The organism is Martinezella hainanensis (genome assembly GCF_900094555.1).
GTDB classification, from domain to species: domain Bacteria; phylum Pseudomonadota; class Alphaproteobacteria; order Rhizobiales; family Rhizobiaceae; genus Rhizobium; species Rhizobium hainanense.
Map to the genome: position 1 here is coordinate 286,382 of NZ_FMAC01000004.1, position 17,936 is coordinate 304,317.

14 protein-coding genes are annotated in these 17,936 nt (G+C 61.6%); 4 read left to right on the plus strand and 10 right to left on the minus strand.

What is annotated here, in order from left to right:
• The first annotated feature begins 23 nt into the window (after positions 1-23).
• On the plus strand, positions 24-2,495 hold the full coding sequence (locus tag GA0061100_RS15030; RefSeq protein ID WP_075853506.1) for a glycoside hydrolase family 2 protein: 2,472 nt from the start codon (positions 24-26) through the stop codon (positions 2,493-2,495).
• Positions 2,496-2,544: 49 nt separating this feature from the next.
• Here GA0061100_RS15030 and GA0061100_RS15035 read toward each other — a convergent pair whose 3' ends face one another.
• From GA0061100_RS15035 to GA0061100_RS15060, 6 genes are all read right to left on the minus strand, one after another.
• Positions 2,545-3,624 (minus strand): ABC transporter ATP-binding protein, encoded by a 1,080-nt coding sequence (locus GA0061100_RS15035; protein WP_075853810.1) that lies wholly within the window; start codon positions 3,622-3,624, stop codon positions 2,545-2,547.
• A gap of 41 nt (positions 3,625-3,665) precedes the next feature.
• Positions 3,666-4,736, minus strand: coding sequence for a Gfo/Idh/MocA family protein (locus tag GA0061100_RS15040; protein WP_075853507.1), 1,071 nt, complete (start codon positions 4,734-4,736; stop codon positions 3,666-3,668).
• 7 nt (positions 4,737-4,743) lie between these two features.
• On the minus strand, positions 4,744-5,769 hold the full coding sequence (locus GA0061100_RS15045) for a Gfo/Idh/MocA family protein (protein ID WP_075853508.1): 1,026 nt from the start codon (positions 5,767-5,769) through the stop codon (positions 4,744-4,746).
• A 72-nt stretch (positions 5,770-5,841) separates the two neighbouring features.
• Positions 5,842-6,726, minus strand: coding sequence for a carbohydrate ABC transporter permease (locus GA0061100_RS15050; protein WP_083961359.1), 885 nt, complete (start codon positions 6,724-6,726; stop codon positions 5,842-5,844).
• The gene (locus GA0061100_RS15055; RefSeq protein ID WP_075853811.1) at positions 6,719-7,630 is read right to left on the minus strand and encodes a carbohydrate ABC transporter permease; all 912 of its coding nucleotides are present in this window, start codon (positions 7,628-7,630) and stop codon (positions 6,719-6,721) included. The genes GA0061100_RS15050 and GA0061100_RS15055 overlap by 8 nt, the downstream gene beginning before the upstream one ends.
• A 61-nt stretch (positions 7,631-7,691) precedes the next feature.
• Positions 7,692-8,978 (minus strand): ABC transporter substrate-binding protein, encoded by a 1,287-nt coding sequence (locus GA0061100_RS15060; protein ID WP_075853509.1) that lies wholly within the window; start codon positions 8,976-8,978, stop codon positions 7,692-7,694.
• Between the two features lie 180 nt (positions 8,979-9,158).
• Between GA0061100_RS15060 and GA0061100_RS15065 the strand changes: the two genes are divergently transcribed.
• The 3 genes from GA0061100_RS15065 (at position 9,159) to GA0061100_RS15075 (ending at position 13,129) form a co-directional block, all read left to right on the plus strand.
• Complete coding sequence (locus GA0061100_RS15065; RefSeq protein ID WP_075853510.1) at positions 9,159-9,854, plus strand: TetR/AcrR family transcriptional regulator; 696 nt, start codon at positions 9,159-9,161, stop codon at positions 9,852-9,854.
• Between the two features lie 427 nt (positions 9,855-10,281).
• Positions 10,282-11,703, plus strand: coding sequence for an enolase-like domain-containing protein (locus GA0061100_RS15070; protein WP_075853511.1), 1,422 nt, complete (start codon positions 10,282-10,284; stop codon positions 11,701-11,703).
• Between the two features lie 163 nt (positions 11,704-11,866).
• Positions 11,867-13,129, plus strand: a complete 1,263-nt coding sequence (locus GA0061100_RS15075; protein WP_075853512.1) for a Gfo/Idh/MocA family protein — start codon at positions 11,867-11,869, stop codon at positions 13,127-13,129.
• A 26-nt stretch (positions 13,130-13,155) separates the two neighbouring features.
• On the opposite strand, the gene GA0061100_RS15080 is transcribed toward GA0061100_RS15075, so the two are convergent.
• From GA0061100_RS15080 to GA0061100_RS15095, 4 genes are all read right to left on the minus strand, one after another.
• Entirely contained in the window at positions 13,156-13,743 is a 588-nt protein-coding gene (locus GA0061100_RS15080; protein WP_075853813.1) for a transglycosylase SLT domain-containing protein, read from the minus strand.
• Positions 13,744-13,959: 216 nt separating this feature from the next.
• Positions 13,960-14,985: a hydroxyacid dehydrogenase gene (locus tag GA0061100_RS15085; protein ID WP_075853513.1), complete on the minus strand. Its 1,026-nt coding sequence runs from the start codon at positions 14,983-14,985 to the stop codon at positions 13,960-13,962.
• Positions 14,982-16,838, minus strand: a complete 1,857-nt coding sequence (locus GA0061100_RS15090; RefSeq protein ID WP_075853814.1) for a DUF2264 domain-containing protein — start codon at positions 16,836-16,838, stop codon at positions 14,982-14,984. Before GA0061100_RS15090 ends, GA0061100_RS15085 begins: the two co-directional genes overlap by 4 nt.
• 39 nt (positions 16,839-16,877) lie before the next feature.
• A complete protein-coding gene (locus tag GA0061100_RS15095) occupies positions 16,878-17,900 on the minus strand; it encodes a LacI family DNA-binding transcriptional regulator (protein WP_075853514.1) in 1,023 nt (340 codons plus the stop codon).
• Positions 17,901-17,936: the final 36 nt, after the last annotated feature.

Below are 17,936 nucleotides of genomic sequence, written 5' to 3' on the forward strand. Positions count from 1 at the left end.
GAGGGAAATCCCTCGAAAATGTCATGGGCGGGCGCTTGGCGGATCTCGGCGGTGGAATGCGGCTGAGCGAAGGATGGAATCTGGTGTTGACGGATGCAGGCACCTGCATCTTGCCGTCGGATGTGCCGCTGACCTCTGGCTTCATTCCAGCACCAGTGCCGGGCACGGTGGCGGAAGCTTTGGAAAAGGCTGGGCGTGTCGACCGGACGAAGCCGCAACCGCTTCACGACCATGACGCCTGGTACATTTGCCGTTTGGTGGATGCGGAAGCGGGCGAGGCGGTTTTGCGGCTGGAGGGGCTGGCGACACTCTGCGAAGTTTTCCTCAACGGCCAGAAAATCCTCGTGTCCGAGAGCATGTTCGAGGCTCACGATGTCGACGTCACCTTGCTTGGTGGCGACGAGCTGGCGCTTTGCTTCCGCGCGCTGGAGCCGAAGCTTTCTGAGCCCGGTCCGCGCGCCCGCTGGCGGCCGCAGATGATTACGCCGCAGGGGCTGAGGACAGTGCGCACGACGCTGCTTGGCCATATGCCCGGCTGGTGCCCGGAGGTTCAGGCCGTCGGCCCTTGGCGCCCGATTTCGCTGCTGCGGCCGAAAGCGCCCGTCATTCGTGATCTCTCGCTTCGGCCGGATTTACTCGAGAATAGCGAGGGCCGGCTTTATGCCTCGCTTTCGATCGAAGGCGATATCAACGAGCTGCTTTTGCGATGCGGGGAGGCGGAACAGCCCTTCGAGAAGGACGGCGCCAACCGTTATACCGCAATCCTGAAGATTCCCGATGTGGCGCCCTGGTGGCCGCATACGCATGGCGTGCCGCAGCTCCATGATGTCACGCTCGTCGTCGATGGCACTGAACATTCGCTCGGCCAGACCGGTTTCCGGCGGCTGTCGGTGGATCGCGGTGCCGATGGGCAGGATTTCGCCCTGATGGTCAATGGCGAGCGGATCTTCTGCCGGGGTGCCGTGTGGACCACGGCGGATATCGTGCGCCTACCCGGTGGCCGCGATGATTACGAGCGCTGGCTGCGGCTGGCGGCCGAGGCCGGCATGAACATGATCCGCATCGGCGGCACCATGGCCTATGAGACGCCGGACTTCTTCCGTCTCTGCGACGAACTCGGCCTCATGGTCTGGCAGGACTTCATGTTCGCCAATTTCGACTATCCGAAGAATGACAAGGCGTTCAATACCCATGTTGAGGCCGAGGTTTCACAGCTTCTGAGCCACACACGTCTGTCGCCGTCATTGGCCGTTCTTTGCGGCGGCAGCGAGATCCATCAGCAGGCAGCGATGATGGGCCTGCCCGAGCAGTTCTGGAAAAGTCCTGTTGTCGAGGAGATCATCCCGCCGCTGGTGCAATCGCTGCGGCCGGATGTGCCCTATGTCGTCAATTCGCCATCGGGCGGGCCGATGCCGTTTTCGCCGAATGCCGGCGTCACGCATTATTACGGCGTCGGCGCCTATATGCGGCCGCTCGCCGATGCTCGCCGGGCCGATGTCCGCTTCGCCGCCGAGAGCCTGGCTTTCGCGCATGTGCCGCAAGCCCGGACGCTCGGCCAGCATTTGCCGGTCCCCGCAGTCCATAGCCCACTATGGAAAGAGCGCGTGCCGCGTGATCGCGGCGCGTCCTGGGATTTCGAGGATGTGCGCGATCATTATCTTCAGGAACTCTATGACTTCGAGCCCAACCGGCTGCGACGGGAGGATCCGGATCTCTATCTGAACCTCTCGCGCGCCGTGACCGGCGAAGTGGCCGAGGAGACCTATGACGAGTGGCGCTGCCATGGTTCCGGCTGCAATGGGGCGCTCGTCTGGACGCTACAGGACCTGCTTCCCGGCGCCGGCTGGGGGGTGATCGATTCGACCGGGGAGCCGAAGCCGGTTTGGTATGGATTGCGCCGTGCCTTCCGGCCCGTGCAGGTACTGCTGATGGATGAGGGCACCAACGGTCTCGACGTGCATGTCATCAACGAGAGCGATGCGGCGCTGGAGCTGACCGTCCAGGTTTCCTGCCTGCGCGACGGTCGCCAGATCGTCGTCGGCGGTGGCCGCGATCTGGTGCTCGAAGCCCGCGGCAAGCAGAAGATAGCCTGCACTGAACTTTTCGGCGCCTTCTTCGACACGACCTATGCCTTCCGTTTCGGCCCGCCATCGCATGATGTCACGGTGGCGCGGCTGACGGCGCCGGCAAGCGGCGTTGTCATCGCTGAGGCCTTCTATTTTCCGCTTGGGCGCACCAAGGCGTTCCATGATGCCGAGATCACGGCGTCGGCAGTGCTGGAGGGCGAGGACTGGTTCCTCGATTTGAGCAGCGATCGGCTGGCGCAATCGGTGCAGATCGATCTGGAAGCCTATCGGGCGGAGGATGACTGGTTCCATCTTGCACCGGGCAGCAGCCGGCGTGTTCGGCTGCATCGGCGCGATGGCGTTCCGGCCGATGTCATTCCATCCGGCCAGATCCGTTCCATCGGCAGCCGGCGGATCGTCGAGGTTTGAAGGAATATCTCGCCCCTGGCGGGCGAGAGAGATCCTGCGCTAGCCCCAACTACAAAGTCACGCCGTCCGGGCCAAACAGATGGCAGCGCTCGGGATCAATATGGATGCTGACCGTTTCGCCGGCGCGGATGCTCTGCTGATCTTCCAGTGCGACCGTCAGTGCCTGGCCGCCATGCAGCGTCACATAGAGGATGGTCTGGCCGCCGAGGTGCTCGACGAGATCGACGCGGGCATTGCCGAGTCCTACGCCACGATCGCCGACATTCAGATGTTCCGGGCGGGCGCCGAGGGTGACGGGCTGTCCAGGCTGCAGGCCGCCCAACCGACGCGGCAGGCGCACCGTCTGGCCGGCGAGATCGATAACGGCGGAACCGTCGTCGGAGGCGACGATCTTCGCGTCGAGGAAATTCATTTTCGGCGAGCCAATAAAGCCGGCGACGAACTTGTTTTTCGGCTTGTTGTAAAGGTCGAGCGGCGCACCCACCTGCTCGATCTTGCCGCCATTGAGCACGACGATCTTGTCGGCCATGGTCATGGCCTCGGTCTGGTCGTGGGTGACGTAGATCATGGTGTTGCCAAGCCGCTGATGCAGCCGAGCGATCTCGACGCGCATCTGCACGCGCAGTTCCGCATCGAGGTTCGAGAGCGGCTCGTCGAAGAGGAAGATGTTGGGCTCGCGCACGATGGCGCGGCCGATGGCGACGCGCTGGCGCTGGCCGCCCGAAAGCTGCTTCGGCTTGCGCTGCAGCAGCTGCTTGATCTGCAGGACCTCGGCCGCCTTTTCAACGCGCGGCTGGATGTCCTGCTTCTTCATGCCCGCGGTTTCGAGGCCGAAGGCGAGGTTTTTGTAGACGGTCATATGCGGGTAAAGCGCATAGGACTGGAAGACCATGGCAATGCCGCGCTTGGAGGCGGGGACATCGTTCATGCGGCTGCCGTCGAGATAGAGCCCGCCGCCCGAAATCGGCTCGAGGCCAGCGATCATGCGCAGCAGCGTGGACTTGCCGCAGCCGGAGGGACCGACGAAGACGGTGAATTCCCCCGGCTCGATTTCCAGGTCGATCCCGTGAACCACCTGAAGCTCGCCATAGCGCTTGATAACCTTCTGCAGCGATACGCTTGTCGCCATGGGCGCCTCCTCCTTGTTTCTGATGGCTCGCGGGGCAATGTTCATGCCGGCCTCCAGCTCTTGTATTTCTTGGCTTCCGGCCCGACGGGGAAGCGGACTTCCGTGTGGGTTTCCGACGATTCATAGAAGGCTGTGACCAGCTCCAGCGCCTGGCGGGCATCGGCCGTGGTCACCGGCAGCGGTCCGCCCGACACCAGCGCTTCATGGAACAGCCTCATCTGCGTGTTGAAACGGTTCGGGATCGGCGACCAATTGGCAAGCAACGCGTCGATCTTTGCGCCGATCTCGTCATTGGCGGGAACGATCTTCCAGGGGTCCTGGCCAGGGCTGTATGGCTCGTGGTTGCTTTCGATCAGGACGTTTTCGAAGGCGAGGCGCAGGCGGCTGATCTGCTCCTGCGAGCCGAGCGTGGCGCTGATGGTGGCGAGCGCGCCGTTTTCCATCAGCAGGCTGGCGCTGGCGCAATCCTCCACTTCGATGTCGTTGACGCGGGTTGCGACGCGGCCGAAGAGGCCTGCGATCGGCCCCATCAGATAGGTGAGCATGTCGTGCAGATGGATGGAGTGGGTCATCAGCACGCCGCCGAGTTCGGTCTCCCACTTGCCGCGCCAGGGAACCGCATAATAATCGGCGCCGCGCACCCAATGCGTCTCCGATGTGGCGACATAGGGCTTGCCGGCAATGCCTGAAGCGATGATGCGCTTGGCCTTCTGGATGCCGTCGCCATAGCGATACTGGAAGATCGGCATCAGTCGGCCCTTGGCTGTCTTTTCGGCCGCGATGACGGCATCGACATCGGCGAGCGAGCCGACGAGCGGCTTTTCGCAGACCACATGCTTGCCGGCTGATAGTGCCTGCATGATGAGCTGGAAATGCGAGCCGGGCGGGGTGCAGATGTCGATAATGTCGATATCGGGCATGGCGAGGACTTCGGAGAAATCCTTGACGCGCTTTTCGATGCCGAATTCGTCGCCGACCGCGTTCAGGCGTTCCTCGTTAAGATCGCAGAGAACGGTAACTTCGTAGCGATCGGCATGCGGCAGATAACCTTCGGTGATGTGGGAGCGGCCGATACCTAGGCCGATGATCGCGACTTTCTTGATGTCGGACATATCGAGATTACCTCTGAATGCTGTTGAGCGATGTTGCCTCGGCGAGCGCCTGCGCCTTCAGCGCCAGCTCCATGGCCTTGAAGCAATGTTCCTGACCCATCGCCGTTTCGGTGCGGTCCCTTATGTCGGCGGCAAGCTGGCGGCCGTAAGGCAGCTCCACTCCGCTGCAATCGATATGCTGCATGCCCTTGCGGTCGGTGAGGAAGAGATGATCGGTGCCGGGTCTGCCGGCAACGTCGATATATTTGCGCAGCTCGATCGTGCCCTCAGTGCCGACGATGAAGAGGCGGCCGTCGCCCCAGGTGGAAAGCCCATCCGGCGTGAACCAGTCGACGCGGACATAGCCTGTCACGTCGGGCGTCCTCACATGGAAATCGCCATAGTCCTGCAAGCCGGGCGTTTCCGGATTGGCGCGATTGGACACCGTTGCCGACAGCACTTCGGCTTCGAGGGAATCTGCGAAGAACAGGAACTGCTCGCATTGATGCGAGGCGATATCGGCGATGATGCCGCCATAGCGCTTGCGGTCGAAGAACCATTCCGGCCGGGTCGGCTTGCGCAGCCGGTGCGGACCGAGGCCTGTCGTGTGGATGACCTTGCCGATGGCGCCGGCCTTGACCAGCTCGCCGGCCTTGACGGTCGATGCCGTCTCGAAATGCTCGGAATAGAGGATGGAGACGATGCGCCTGGTTTCGGCCTGCACCTTCTTGACGTCTGCGAGCTGATCGAGCGTCACCATGCCGGGTTTGTCGAGCATCACGTCCTTGCCGTGGCGCATGGCCTCGATGGCAAGTCCGGCGCGTTCGCTTGAGATCGCCGCGCTGACGATGAGCGCGATGGAGCTGTCTTCCAGGATTTCTCGTTTGTCGGCAACGCGTTTCGCCTGCGGAAAGCGCTCGGCGAAGATTTTGGCGAGATCGTCTTCCACGGCATGGAAAGCGACCAGCTCCGCGCCGGCGCGCAGCATGACGTTGACCTGGCCGTAGATATGATCGTGATTGAGGCCGATGGCGGCAAAGCGCAGCGCGCTCATGCGACATTCCTTTCAATGGTTTCTTTGTTTACGGTCCCGAACCTTGGGTATTCGGAACCGCGGGGTTCATAATCAGCGTTTCAGGCCGGCGGTCGCGATGCCGTCGATCAGCAGCCTCTGGAAGAAGAGGAAGATCAGGAAGACCGGGATCAGCGACAGGCTCGACATGGCGAACAGGCTGCTCCAGTCGGAACTTCCGGTGGAGTCCACGAAGGAACGCAGGCCGAGCTGCACCGTGTAGGTGTTGATGTCCGAGAGGTAGATCAGCGGCCCGAAGAAATCGTCCCAGGTCCAGATAAAGGAGAAGATGGCGGCCGTCGCCAGAACGGGCAACGACAGCGGCAGCATGATGCGCCAGTAGATGCGCCATGGGCTGCAGCCGTCCATCATCGCGGCCTCGTCCAGCTCGCGCGGAATGCCGCGGAAGAACTGCACCATCAGGAAGATGAAGAAGGCGTCGACCGCGAGGAATTTCGGCACGACGAGCGGCAGCATCGTCTTCACCCAGCCGAGCTTCAGGAAGAGGATATATTGCGGGATCAGCGTGACGTGATAGGGCAGCATCAGCGTGCCGAGCATCAGCGCGAACCAGAAATTCTTGCCCCAGAAGTTCAGCCTTGCGAAGGCGTAAGCCGCCAGCGAGCAGGAGATGACGTTGCCGATGACCGAGAGCACGGCGATGACGGCCGAATTCCAGACGAACGTACCGAAGGTGACCTGGCCGCCGAACCAGCCGCGGGCATAGGAACTGAAATCGAAGTGCGACGGGATCAGCGATGCCGTGCCGAAGATCTCGTTCTGGTCCTTGATTGAGCCGGAGAGCATCCACAGCAGCGGATAGAGCATCACGATCGACGCGGCGATCAAGGCGATGTGGATGAGGGCGGAGAGGAACCACGGGCGCTCGCGCGGTGGCTTCATGTCCTCGGCAAAATGGGTGAGCTTCGCGTCAGTCATCGTAGTGGACCCAATAACGAGCGGAGAGGAAGGAGAAGGCGGTGAAGATGGCGATGATAACAACCAGAACCCAGGCCAGCGCTGAGGCGTAGCCCATGCGGAAATAGCCGAAGGCTTCCTGATAGAGGTAGAGCGTGTAGAACAGCGTCGAATCGATCGGGCCGCCGGTGCCGGAGGAAATGACATAGGCCGGCGTGAAGGCCTTGAAGGCGTCGATCGTCTGGACCACGGCGTTGAAGAAAATGACAGGCGTCAAGAGCGGCAGGGTGATCTTGAAGAAGATACGCGTCTTGGAAGCACCGTCGAGGCTGGCCGCTTCGTAGAGATCGGTGGGGATCTGGCGCAGGCCGGCAAGGAAGATGATCATCGGCGAGCCGAACTGCCAGATGGCGAGGATCACGAGCGTGTAGAGCGAATAGTCCGGATTGGAGATCCAGCTCGGCCCGTTGATGCCGAAGGCATACCAGAGCAGGGTGTTGACGATGCCGTCAGCATCGAAGATCTGCCGCCACAGCACCGCGATCGCGACGCTGGAGCCGAGTAGCGACGGCAGGTAGAAGATGGCGCGATAGACCGGCAGGCCCTTGATGCCGCGGTTCAGCAGCAGCGCCACCAGCAGCGCGAAGGCGAGCTTCAGCGGCACGGAACAGACGACATAGAACAACGTCACCTTCATCGACGAGAGAAACTTGTCATCCGCCGTCGCGATCCGCACGTAATTTTCGATGCCGACGAGGTTCGGCGACTGGAGCAGATTGTAGTCGGTGAAGGAGAGATAGAGCGAGGCGATCGCCGGCCCGAGGGTCAAACCGAAAAAGCCGATGAACCACGGCAGAAGGAAGAGATAGCCGGGTGCGTTGCGCGCGAAAGCGCTCGGCGCCTTATAGGTGGTTTCCACGCGCAACGGCGCGGGCGCGCCGACGACCAAGTCGCCGGCAACGCTCTTGCTGTTTGTACCCACGGTATCAGCCTCGCGTAATGTTTGCTGCTGCCTGTTCGGTGAACTTCGTACCAGCGTCCTGCGCGCTGGTTTTGCCGAAAGCCACTTCCTCGGCGATCTTCTTCAGCAGGAATGCATTCTCGCCGGCGCCGTTCGGCGGCGACGGCGGCAGTGCGCCGACATGCGGCGTCAGCCGGCCGATATAGTCGACGACCTGTTTGCTTGTCGCATCGAGATCCGGGGTCAAAAGATCGCGAATCTTCGGCGAGGCGGGAACGCCGCGTTCGAGACCGAGCGTCTTCGTGCCCTCAGGATCCTCCACCAGATAATTGACGAAGGCGACGGCGGCATCCTTATTCGGGGATGTTGCCGAGACCGACATGAGCATGGAGGGCTTCAGATACTGGCCGGGTTTGCTGTCCGCATCCGCGACCGGATAGGAGACGATATCGAGCTTTTCCTTGTTCAGGCCCTGAATGGCCACGAACTGGTTGGAATGGGCGAAGCTCATCGCTGCCTTTTTGGTGACAAGCATATCGGTTTCGAGCGTCTGCTGATCGAGCGCCTGCACGTCGGCCGGAACGCAGGCGCCGATCTTGCGCATATGGCCCCACAGATCGAACCATTCGGTCGCGTCCTTGGCTTCGAAGGCGAGCTTGCCGTCCGTCGTATAGAGCGCCTTGCCGCGCTGGCGTAGCCAGCATTCGAGCGCCGGCTCCCCACCGCTTGCATCGGCCGTGCCGTAAAAACCGCGACGCTTCTTGGCGGCGGTTACCTTGGCGCAGGCATCGCCGACCTGTTCCCACGTCATGGCATCATGTGGCGGTTCGACACCGGCTTCGGTCCAGGCGGCCGTGTTGAGGACGACCATGAAGGAGTTCACGCCAAGGCTGACGCCGTAGATCTTGTTGTCGACCTTGCCGGAATCGATGTTGGCCGGGCCGAAATCCTCGATCGCCAGGCTCTTGCCGAGATAGGGCGTCATGTCGAGCAGCGCGCCACGACGGGCATATTCGAAGATGTAGCGATAATCCATCTGGATGAGGTCGGGCGCATTGCCGCCACCGGTCTGGGTGGCGAGGCGTGTCCAATAGCTGTCCCAGCCGAAGGATTCGCCTGCAATGGTGATATCCGGGTTCTTCGCCTGATAGGCCTTTACGGCTGCAAATGTCCGGTCGCTGCGCTCCTTCGATCCCCACCAAAGAAGGCGCATCGCGGTTGCCGCATTGGCGCGGGAAAGTCCGATACTGCTGAAAGCTAGCGTGGCTGCCATTCCGGCAAGCAACTGCCGGCGGTCGATCGTCAACGTCATCCTGGTCTCCTCCCCAGCGAACCGATGATTTACGAACTGCTTTGCATGATATAACTATTTGGTTACAAGTTGGATAGAAACGCGATCGCTGTCAAGCACCAATCGCGTCGCAATGAAAACGAGGCGTGCGGGACCGGCGGCATCCATCGCTGAAGGCACCGGTCGGGAAGGAGATCGTCCATGGCGGGCAGGGCGAGGCAAGCGACTGAAAATGCAGCACAAGCCGACACCGACAAGGCCATCAAAACACGGTCGAAGAAGGTGTCGCGCAATCCGCAGCGCACCCATGCCACGATCCTGGAGGCCGCGACGGAAGAATTTGCCGCGCATGGTTTCGGCGGCGCCCGAGTGGATGCGATCGCAGCGCGAGCGCAGACCAACAAGCGGATGCTGTATCACTATTTCGGCGACAAGGAGGGGCTCTATCTCGCCGTGCTGGAGGCGACCTATGCGACGATCCGCAACGCGGAAAAACAGCTCGATCTCGCGCGCCGTCATCCGGAGGAGGGAATGCGGGAGCTGGCCTTGTTCACCTGGCGGCATTTCCTTGCGCATCCGGAATTTCTGAGCCTGCTTGCCACCGAAAATCTGCATCATGCGCATTATCTGCAGCGATCGGACAAAGTTTCGGCCATGCATTCGCATCTGATCGACGAGCTTGCGGATGTGCTTCGTCGCGGCGAGGCGCTCGGCATTTTCCGTCCAGCGGTCGATCCCATATCCGTCTATCTGACGATCGCGGCACTTGGCTTTTTCTATTTGTCGAACCGTCACACCTTGTCGACGATTTTTGCGCGGAAGCTGACGGCGCCCGATGCGCTGAATGACTGGGGCGAGCACATCGTTGCCGTCACGCTCGCTTCGATCCGCGCGTAGTGCCCGGCAGTTTGGCGTTTCGAGAAATTTTCAAAAGGTGATTGACAAGGCTGACGACAACGCGCGATCTTGTAACCATATGGTTACATTGCTTAGGTGGCCAAATATTTGCTTTTCCTGGTTCTGGAGGGAACCGGACATGGAGGAGATAGCGTGAAGCGTGTTGGCTACAATGTATGACGTGGTCGGCGATGTGAAGAACTTCTTCTGCAACTATCCAAATGGCCCCTCACCCCAGCCCTCTCCCCTTTTCAACGGGGAGAGGGGGCGCCAGAGCAAGCCAGCTTGCCGTTACCGGTTTCGTACTGGTCACGGGCTTGAAGACTCCCTCTCCCCGCTTGCGGGGAGAGGGCTGGGGTGAGGGGCCATGCAACGCAATGCGTACACGAACAGACTTGCCTGACCATCACGGGAGCCGACCAGCATCATGAACGATCCATTGAAAATCAGGCTTGTCGAAGCCGAGACGTTCGAGCGTCCGGTCAAGCTACGGCTTCCATTCCGTTTCGGGGCGGCGACCTTGCGGGAGGCGCGGCAGATTTTTCTGCGTGTACGCATCGAGGATGCGCAGGGACGCTCGGCTAGGGGCATGGCTGCCGAGCTGATGGTGCCGAAATGGTTCGATAAATCGCCCGAGCTTTCCAATGCCGACAATGAAAACCAGCTGCGCCGGTCGCTGGCTCTGGCGCTCGATACGCTGAGGAGTGCGGGGTTAGGAACGGCTTTCGGCCTGCATGCGGCTGTCGAGGCCTCGCATCACGCCCGCGCAGCGGCGGAGAAGCTGAACGGACTGGTTGCCTCCTTCGGTCTGGCGCTTGCCGACCGAGCCATCCTCGACGCGCTTTGCCGGCTGGAAGGGCTGACGATCGCGCAGGCGATCAAGGCAAATCGGCCCGGCATCGATCACTCCACCGCGCGCGATCTTTCGGGCTTCGATCTCTCCGGCTTTCTGTCGACCTTGGAGCCGGCAGCGAACCTTGCCGCCCGCCACACGGTCGGTCTGGTCGACGCCATCGTTCCTAGCGATATTCCGGCAAGCGAGCGCCTGAACGATGGGTTGCCGGAAAGCTTTGAGGAGGCGATCGATGCCTATGGCCTGACCTTCTTCAAGGTCAAGGTTTCGGGTGCGCCCGAGGCGGATATCGATCGTCTCTGCCGCATAGCTGCTGTCATCGATGCCAAGGTGCCCGACTACTCGGTGACGCTTGATGGCAATGAACAGTTCTCCTCCGCCGAGGCGGTCGCCGATCTGCTTGCCCGCGTGAAGGCGGAGCCGAGGCTGGCAAGATTTGCCGCCTCGATCCTGTTCGTCGAGCAGCCGATCGCCCGCGCCCATGCCTTCGAAAAGCCGGTGAAGGCGCTTGCCGCCTTCAAGCCGGTGGAGATCGATGAGTCCGATGCCGACATCGATGCCTTCGTTACGGCGAGGGCGCTCGGCTATACCGGCATCTCTTCGAAATCCTGCAAGGGTTTCTATCGCTCGCTATTGAACCGGGCGCGCGTCGCCAAATGGAGTGCGGAGGACGGCATTGCCTATTTCATGTCGGCGGAGGACCTGACGACGCAAGGGGGCCTTGCCGTGCAGCAGGATCTGGCGCTCGCTTCCCTGATCGGCATGACGCATATCGAGCGCAACGGCCATCACTATGTCGACGGCATGGCCGGCGCGCCGGAGGCGGAGCAGGCCGCCTTCGCCGAGACGCATTCTGATCTCTACCGTGTCAGCAATGGCCGCACGCGACTGCGGATCGAGGCGGGGCAGCTTGCGATCGGCTCGGTCATCAATGCGGTTGGCCTCGGCTCTTCGGTCGAACCTGATTGGGCGGCAATGGAGAGGTCGTCGACATAGGATTTTGGTCGATATCATGGGGCTTTGAGTCTTTTTGAGCATGCCCCTCACTCCAACCCTCTCCCCGCGAGCGCGGAGAGGGTTGGAGTGAGGGGCACACCACCGAGATAAATTCAGGCCGCCAAGGCCTCATCATCGTTGTTTGCAGATTCTGGAGGAGCAGATGCAGTCATCGAAGAAACGCTACGTTCTGGTCGGCACGGGAAACCGTGGCGCGACCATGTGGGGCAAGGATCTTGTGGAGCGCTGGAGCACCGAGGTCGAGCTTGTGGCGGTGTGCGATCTCAATGCCATGCGCGCGAAGCGGGCGCTCGACTATATCGGCGCAATGGTGCCAGTTTATGCCGACTTCGACGAATTGCTGCGGACGGAAAAGCCGGATCTGGTCATCGTCTGCACCCGCGATTCCACTCATGACGATCTGATCGTCAAGGCGATGGAGGCCGGTGCCGATGTCATCAGCGAGAAGCCGATGACGACGACTGTCGACAAGATCAAGCGCATCCTCAATGCCGAGGCGCGTACCGGCAAGCGGCTGGATATTTCCTTCAACTATCGCTTCGCGCCGACGGCGGCAAAGATCAAGGAGTTGATCAATTCCGGCGTCATCGGCGAGGTTGCGTCCGTTGATTTCCATTGGTATCTCGACACCAGCCATGGTGCCGACTATTTCCGCCGCTGGCATGCCTTCACGGAAAATTCAGGTAGCCTCTTCGTTCACAAGGCGACGCATCATTTCGATCTGCTGAACTGGTATCTGGATTCCGATCCGGAAACGGTCTCCGCCTTCGCCGATCTCAAGCATTACGGCCGCAAGGGTCCCTTCCGCGGCGAGCGCTGTCGCAGCTGTCGTTACAAGGAGGAGTGCGACTATTATCTCGACATCAGCGCAACGCCTCTGCTCGAGAGCCTCTACGAGGAGCCGTCGACCGTCGATGGCTATGTCCGCGATGCCTGCGTCTTCCGCGAGGATATCGACATCCCCGATACGATGGTTGCTTCCATCCGCTATCGCAACGGCGTCAACGTCTCCTATTCCCTCAATACCTATATGCCGATCGAAGGCCATCACATCGCCTTCAACGGCCACAAGGGGCGTATCGAATTGCGCCAATACGAGAAGCAGAACTGGACGACGCCGCCGGCGGACGAGATTGTCGTCATGAAGAATTTCGGCGATGTCGAGCGTATCTGGGTGCCACACTCATCCGGCGGGCATTATGGCGGTGACGACCGGCTGCGCAACATGCTCTTGCGCGCCGGCCCGAACGACGAGCTCAAGCAGCGGGCCGGTTCGCGCGCTGGGGCGATGTCGGTTCTGTGCGGTGTCGCAGCATTGCAAAGCAGCCGTACCGGCCAGCAGGTGTCGATTGCCGATATCTGGGGTAAGGATGATGGCTTGAATCTTTTGGAGCCGCGGCCTTAGGGCTTGCGGCGCCGCCATCCAATCGATCAGTTGCAGCTCGGCAGCTGCTGCGCGTAGATCCGCGTTATGCCGTTGAAGCGCTTGGCGCCGGCGAGAGCGGTCGAATTGCCGCGCCATGATCCCTGCAGGTAACCCTTGGGGCCTGAATAATAGGCAAGATAGAGATCGTAGGAATTGTTCAGGGCAATGCCTGTCTGCAGGTGGGTCTGGTAGTGATACCAGCCGACGAAGTCGATAGCGTCGGCGAAATTGGTGCGGCTTGCCGTCCAGTTGCCCGTCTCGCGCTTGTACTTGTTCCATGTGCCGTCGAGCGCCTGCGAATAACCGTAAGCGGTCGTCGGGCGCTTCCAGGGAATGAAGCCGAGCAAATAGCGCCGCGGCGGGCGCGCGCGCGGCCGGAAGCCGGATTCGGTGTAGATCGTTGCCATGAGGATCGGCACCGGCACGCCGTATTTGCGTTCCGTATGTTCGGCGGCCCGCTGCCAGTTGTTGAACCAGCCGTCGCGCTGATCGAAGATCGCGCAGATGTTGCGGGTGCGCGACGGCGCGGTAGCACAGCCCGCCAGCACGCTGAGCAGCATTACGGCCAGAATGGAAAGGACGCGGGTACGCATTACTAGAACCTCTTCATTGCTGCGCCGCGCGTCGTGAAGATGCGCAAAGGACGCAGCAACAACCTGTTGGCGCATAATCCTTTCCAAAAATTCGCGGACGAACTTTTGGGGGCATGCGCTGAAGAGATTGCTACCGCGGAATGATTAAAAACGGGTTGTTCGCCTGTGCCGAAATGGGGCGATTTCAGGGTGTTTTCATGGATTCGCTGCGTCGCATCATGCCATGCGCGCCATGTACTCGCGACGGACCTCATAGAGCAATGGCTTGCCCTCGATGAAGCGGATGGCTTCGTCGATCGCCATCTCGCCAAGGCGGGTTCGCTCCAGCCCGACGGCACCAGCAATATGTGGTGTCAGGAAGACATTCGGCAGATCGTAGAAAGCCGATGCCACCTCCGGAATTTCCGGATCGGTGACGTCGATGATCGCGTCGATGCGGCCAGTTCTTAGCACGGCGATCAGGGCGGCTTCGTCGACCAGCGCGCCGCGCGCCGTATTGATGAACGTCGCTCCATCCTTCATCAGCGACAGCCGGCCCGAGTCGATCATGTGCCGCGTCGCGGGCAGGGATGGCGCATGCAGCGAAACGATATCGGCTGATGCCATCAGCGTGTCCAGCTCGGCCTTTTCGACGCCGAGACGTGTCGCTTCAGCCTTCTCGACCATCGGGTCATAGAGCAGAATGCGGTAGTCGAAGGGGGCAAGCAGCTCGATCACCCGCCGGCCGATCCTTGAGGCGCCGATGATGCCGATGGTGCGGCCATAGTTGCCGATGGCGTCGGCCTGCATCGGCACCGTCCGCTGGCGATTGCGGTCGGCAACGTAGAAGTCGCGGAACCGGAAGACCTTCTTGCCGGCAAAGATGATGGCGGCAAGTGTGAATTCGGCAACCGGCAGGGCGTTGGCCTGGGCGGCGTGGCTGACTGAAATGCCGCGATCGAAGAGGCTGTCGCCGAGCAACCCTTTCACCGTGCCGGCGGCGTGGACCACCAGCTTCAGATGCGGCGCCTGCGCCAGTGCGGCGGCATCGATCGTCGGTGAGCCCCAGCCGGTGATGAGGATTTCGGTTTCCGCGAGCAGCTTGGCCGCACGCGCGTCGTCGAAGCGTTGCATTGGAGATCTGTCGAGCACCTGGCCGATCGTATCGAGACGCTGAATGAGCGCCTCCGGCAGGACATGCCGGGTGCGCGATGGCTGCATGGCAAGGGCAATGGCCGGGCGGCCGGAAGCAAATTGCGTCATGGCAGGCGACCCGGTGCCTCGATGGCGCTGACCGTGATCCCCTTGTCTTTGACGAGGGCGCGCAGGGCGTCGATATCGGGCTTCGCGGGCGGCTTGTTCCAGGCATGATCGACGGCAGCGGGGTCCTTCTCCGCAAGCACGGCGGAGACGAGAATGGTCTCGCCTGCGGGAATGGTGCCCCGCAACTGCGGCACCAAGGTCTTTGCGACGATGAGGTTGGTGTTCGGCGGCGCTTTCTGGGCGACGCCCTCCCGCCTGATCGTCGAGCCGAGGTCGACAATGCCGCTGAAATCCTCTTCGCCGATTGCATAGGCGGCGCCCGTTTCGGAAGAGAGCGTGTCAGCCTCGAAATCACGCCTTGCGATGGCAAAGCCGCCTTCCGCCGTTTGCAGCGGCCGCGGCGCGCTGATCTTGTGCAGGCGGACATGCCAGGGTGCGGCCGGGACCAGCCATGTCTCCACCGTCACATCGGGGTACGGCGACCATTTGGCGTAGAGCGTATCGCCGGCAAGCTTGGCTTCTTCATTGGTCTCGCGCACGCGGTAATGCAGGCCGTCGTCGCTGAAGGCGAGCATGCTGTCGAAGGCGCCGCCGGTAAAGATGCGCTCGTCGCTCTCGACGCTGAAGCCGTAGCGGGCTGAATAGGCGAATTTCGAATATTTTTCCGCGCCGAAGCGCATCTGCTGGTTTTCCTGGCCGGAGGAGAGTGCGACGACATCGGCCTTGCTGCGCATCAGCACCATACCAGGATGCGTTTGAGGGATGATAGCCGGCTCACTCTCCGGCGGTTTTTCTTTTGCAGTCCAGAACGGATGCGTTTCAGGCAAAGCCAGCGGCAGAAAAGCCTTGAAGGCCCAGTAGGGCGAGCCGGCGGAATTATAGTTCTCCGACATCAACAGATTGGGATAGGCAAAGCCGATCGGCAGGGTGCCGTCGCGGTGGGCAATCGGCTTGTCGGCCCACCAGCGCAGGTGCCGGAGGCACAGGCCCTTGATCTCGCCCCATGGCAGCGCCTCGACATCGGCAAAGGCAAGCGCCGACCAGAAGCCGGCGCAAGCGAAGCGATAGGTGAGGCTTCTGCCGAAGGGGATCGTGGCGCCGTCTGGCGCGAACCAGTGGCGAAAATCCTTGGCGAAGAGGACGGCGCGCTCGCGGTAGCGTTCGGCGCGGTCGTCCTTGACGAGCTTGGAGTAGATCAGGCCATAAAAATGCATAGCGAAGGGAATGTAGTGGTCGATGCGCCGGACATTGCCGTCGCGATACCAGCCGTCAGCGATGTAGAAGCCATCCAGCTCGTTCAGATAGGTTTCGGTCAGGCTGCGGTCGAAGGAGACGCCGAGGCGGTCGAGTGCGATATCGACGAGGATGCGGAAGAATTTCCAGTTGTTGTCGGCATAATCGAAGGTGCGGGCGTGCTTGAGATAGTTGATCAGATTGTCGCGGGCGCGCTGGTCGAGCGGCTCCCAGATCTTTTCGGGTACGAGCGCAAGCGCGAAGCCAAGCGCAGCCAGCTCGACCATGCGCTGATCGCGGCCATGGAGCGTACCCCAATATTCGGGGTGCTTCGGATCGACGCCGTTGGCGAGGCCTTCCGCAAAGCGGTGCCAATGACGGAAGTCGCCATTCCCGGCGCCGAGCGGTGCAAGACCCCAGAGCGGACGGGCAAAGCCCTCGAGATCGGCGGCGGCGCGGTCGAAGTGGGCTCCCGCACCATCGATGCGGACACGGGCGTTGCCTTCGGAAAAATAGGGCAGCAGCGGGTCGAAGAGGTCGGTCAGTGCGCGGCGCATGTCGGCAAGGTTTGCAAGCGGGTTGCCGGCAAGCGGATTGGCGCTGGCGGGGTCGTAGATCATCGGCATGGCTCTCTCGATTGTTTCCGCTTTGGGGAAGGCTCAGCTTTCGGGTGGAAGAGTGCCGCCGGCGATCGATTGAACGCCGTGGCAGATGTGGCGGGCCGGCGCATCGCGGTCGCGGAAGCGCGCGATCATCAGGCCGATGGCCTCGCGTCCGAGCGCTGCGCGGTCGACGCGCATGGTTGCCAGCCGCGGGTTGGTCATCAGGGCGCAGGGAAGGTCGTCGAAGCCGACAATGGCGAAATCCTCCGGCACTCGCAGGCTGGCTTCCGTGACAGCGTCGAGCACGCCGACGGCGATGAAATCGTTCATGCAGAAGGCCGCCGTATAGCCCTCGCCGGCGGCTAGGATCTCGGCGGTCTTGTCATGGGCCTCGTGGCTGGAGCTACCCCGGAAATTCATCGGCACGATGCGGCCCTCTGCACCTTCCACCGAGGCGATTGCCGCCTCGAAGCCACGGATGCGCTCGCGGATCGTCTGGCGATGCGAGCCGGTCAGATGCAGGATGCGGCGGTGGCCGGCATCGAGCAGGCGTCGGGTTGCGTTATAGGCGCCGAAGAAATTCGAGGGCGAAACACCGTCGAAACGCAGCTTCGGATCGGTGCCGTTGACGAGTACGGTCGGCGTGCCGCTGGCCTCGAGCCAGCGGCACAGCTCTTCCGAAGGGTCGATGCCGACGAGAAAGAGACCCTCGGCGCCGGCGGTCTGCAGATATTCACTCACCAGATCAGGCTCGGTCCTCGCCTCGCGGACGAGACGGATGTCGAAGCGCATGCCGCGCTCGGCAGCACCCGCCCGCAGGCCTTCCAGAATGCCCTCGTAGAAGACGCTCAAGCCGCCGGTGACGCTGTCGCTGGCGATCAGTGCCAGGCCGCCGGCCGTCGTTTCTGCTGCGGTCTTCAGCGGATAGCCGAGATCGCTCGCGACCTTGAAAATGTGCTGACGGATCGTCTCGCTGATGCCGGGCTCATTGGTGAGAACCCGCGACACCGTCGAGACGGAGACACCGGCGGCAGTGGCGATATCGGCCTGCCTGATGCGTTTGGAGCGAAGATCGTTCATAGCGCAAACGGTATGCAAAATTATGCAAATTTGCAA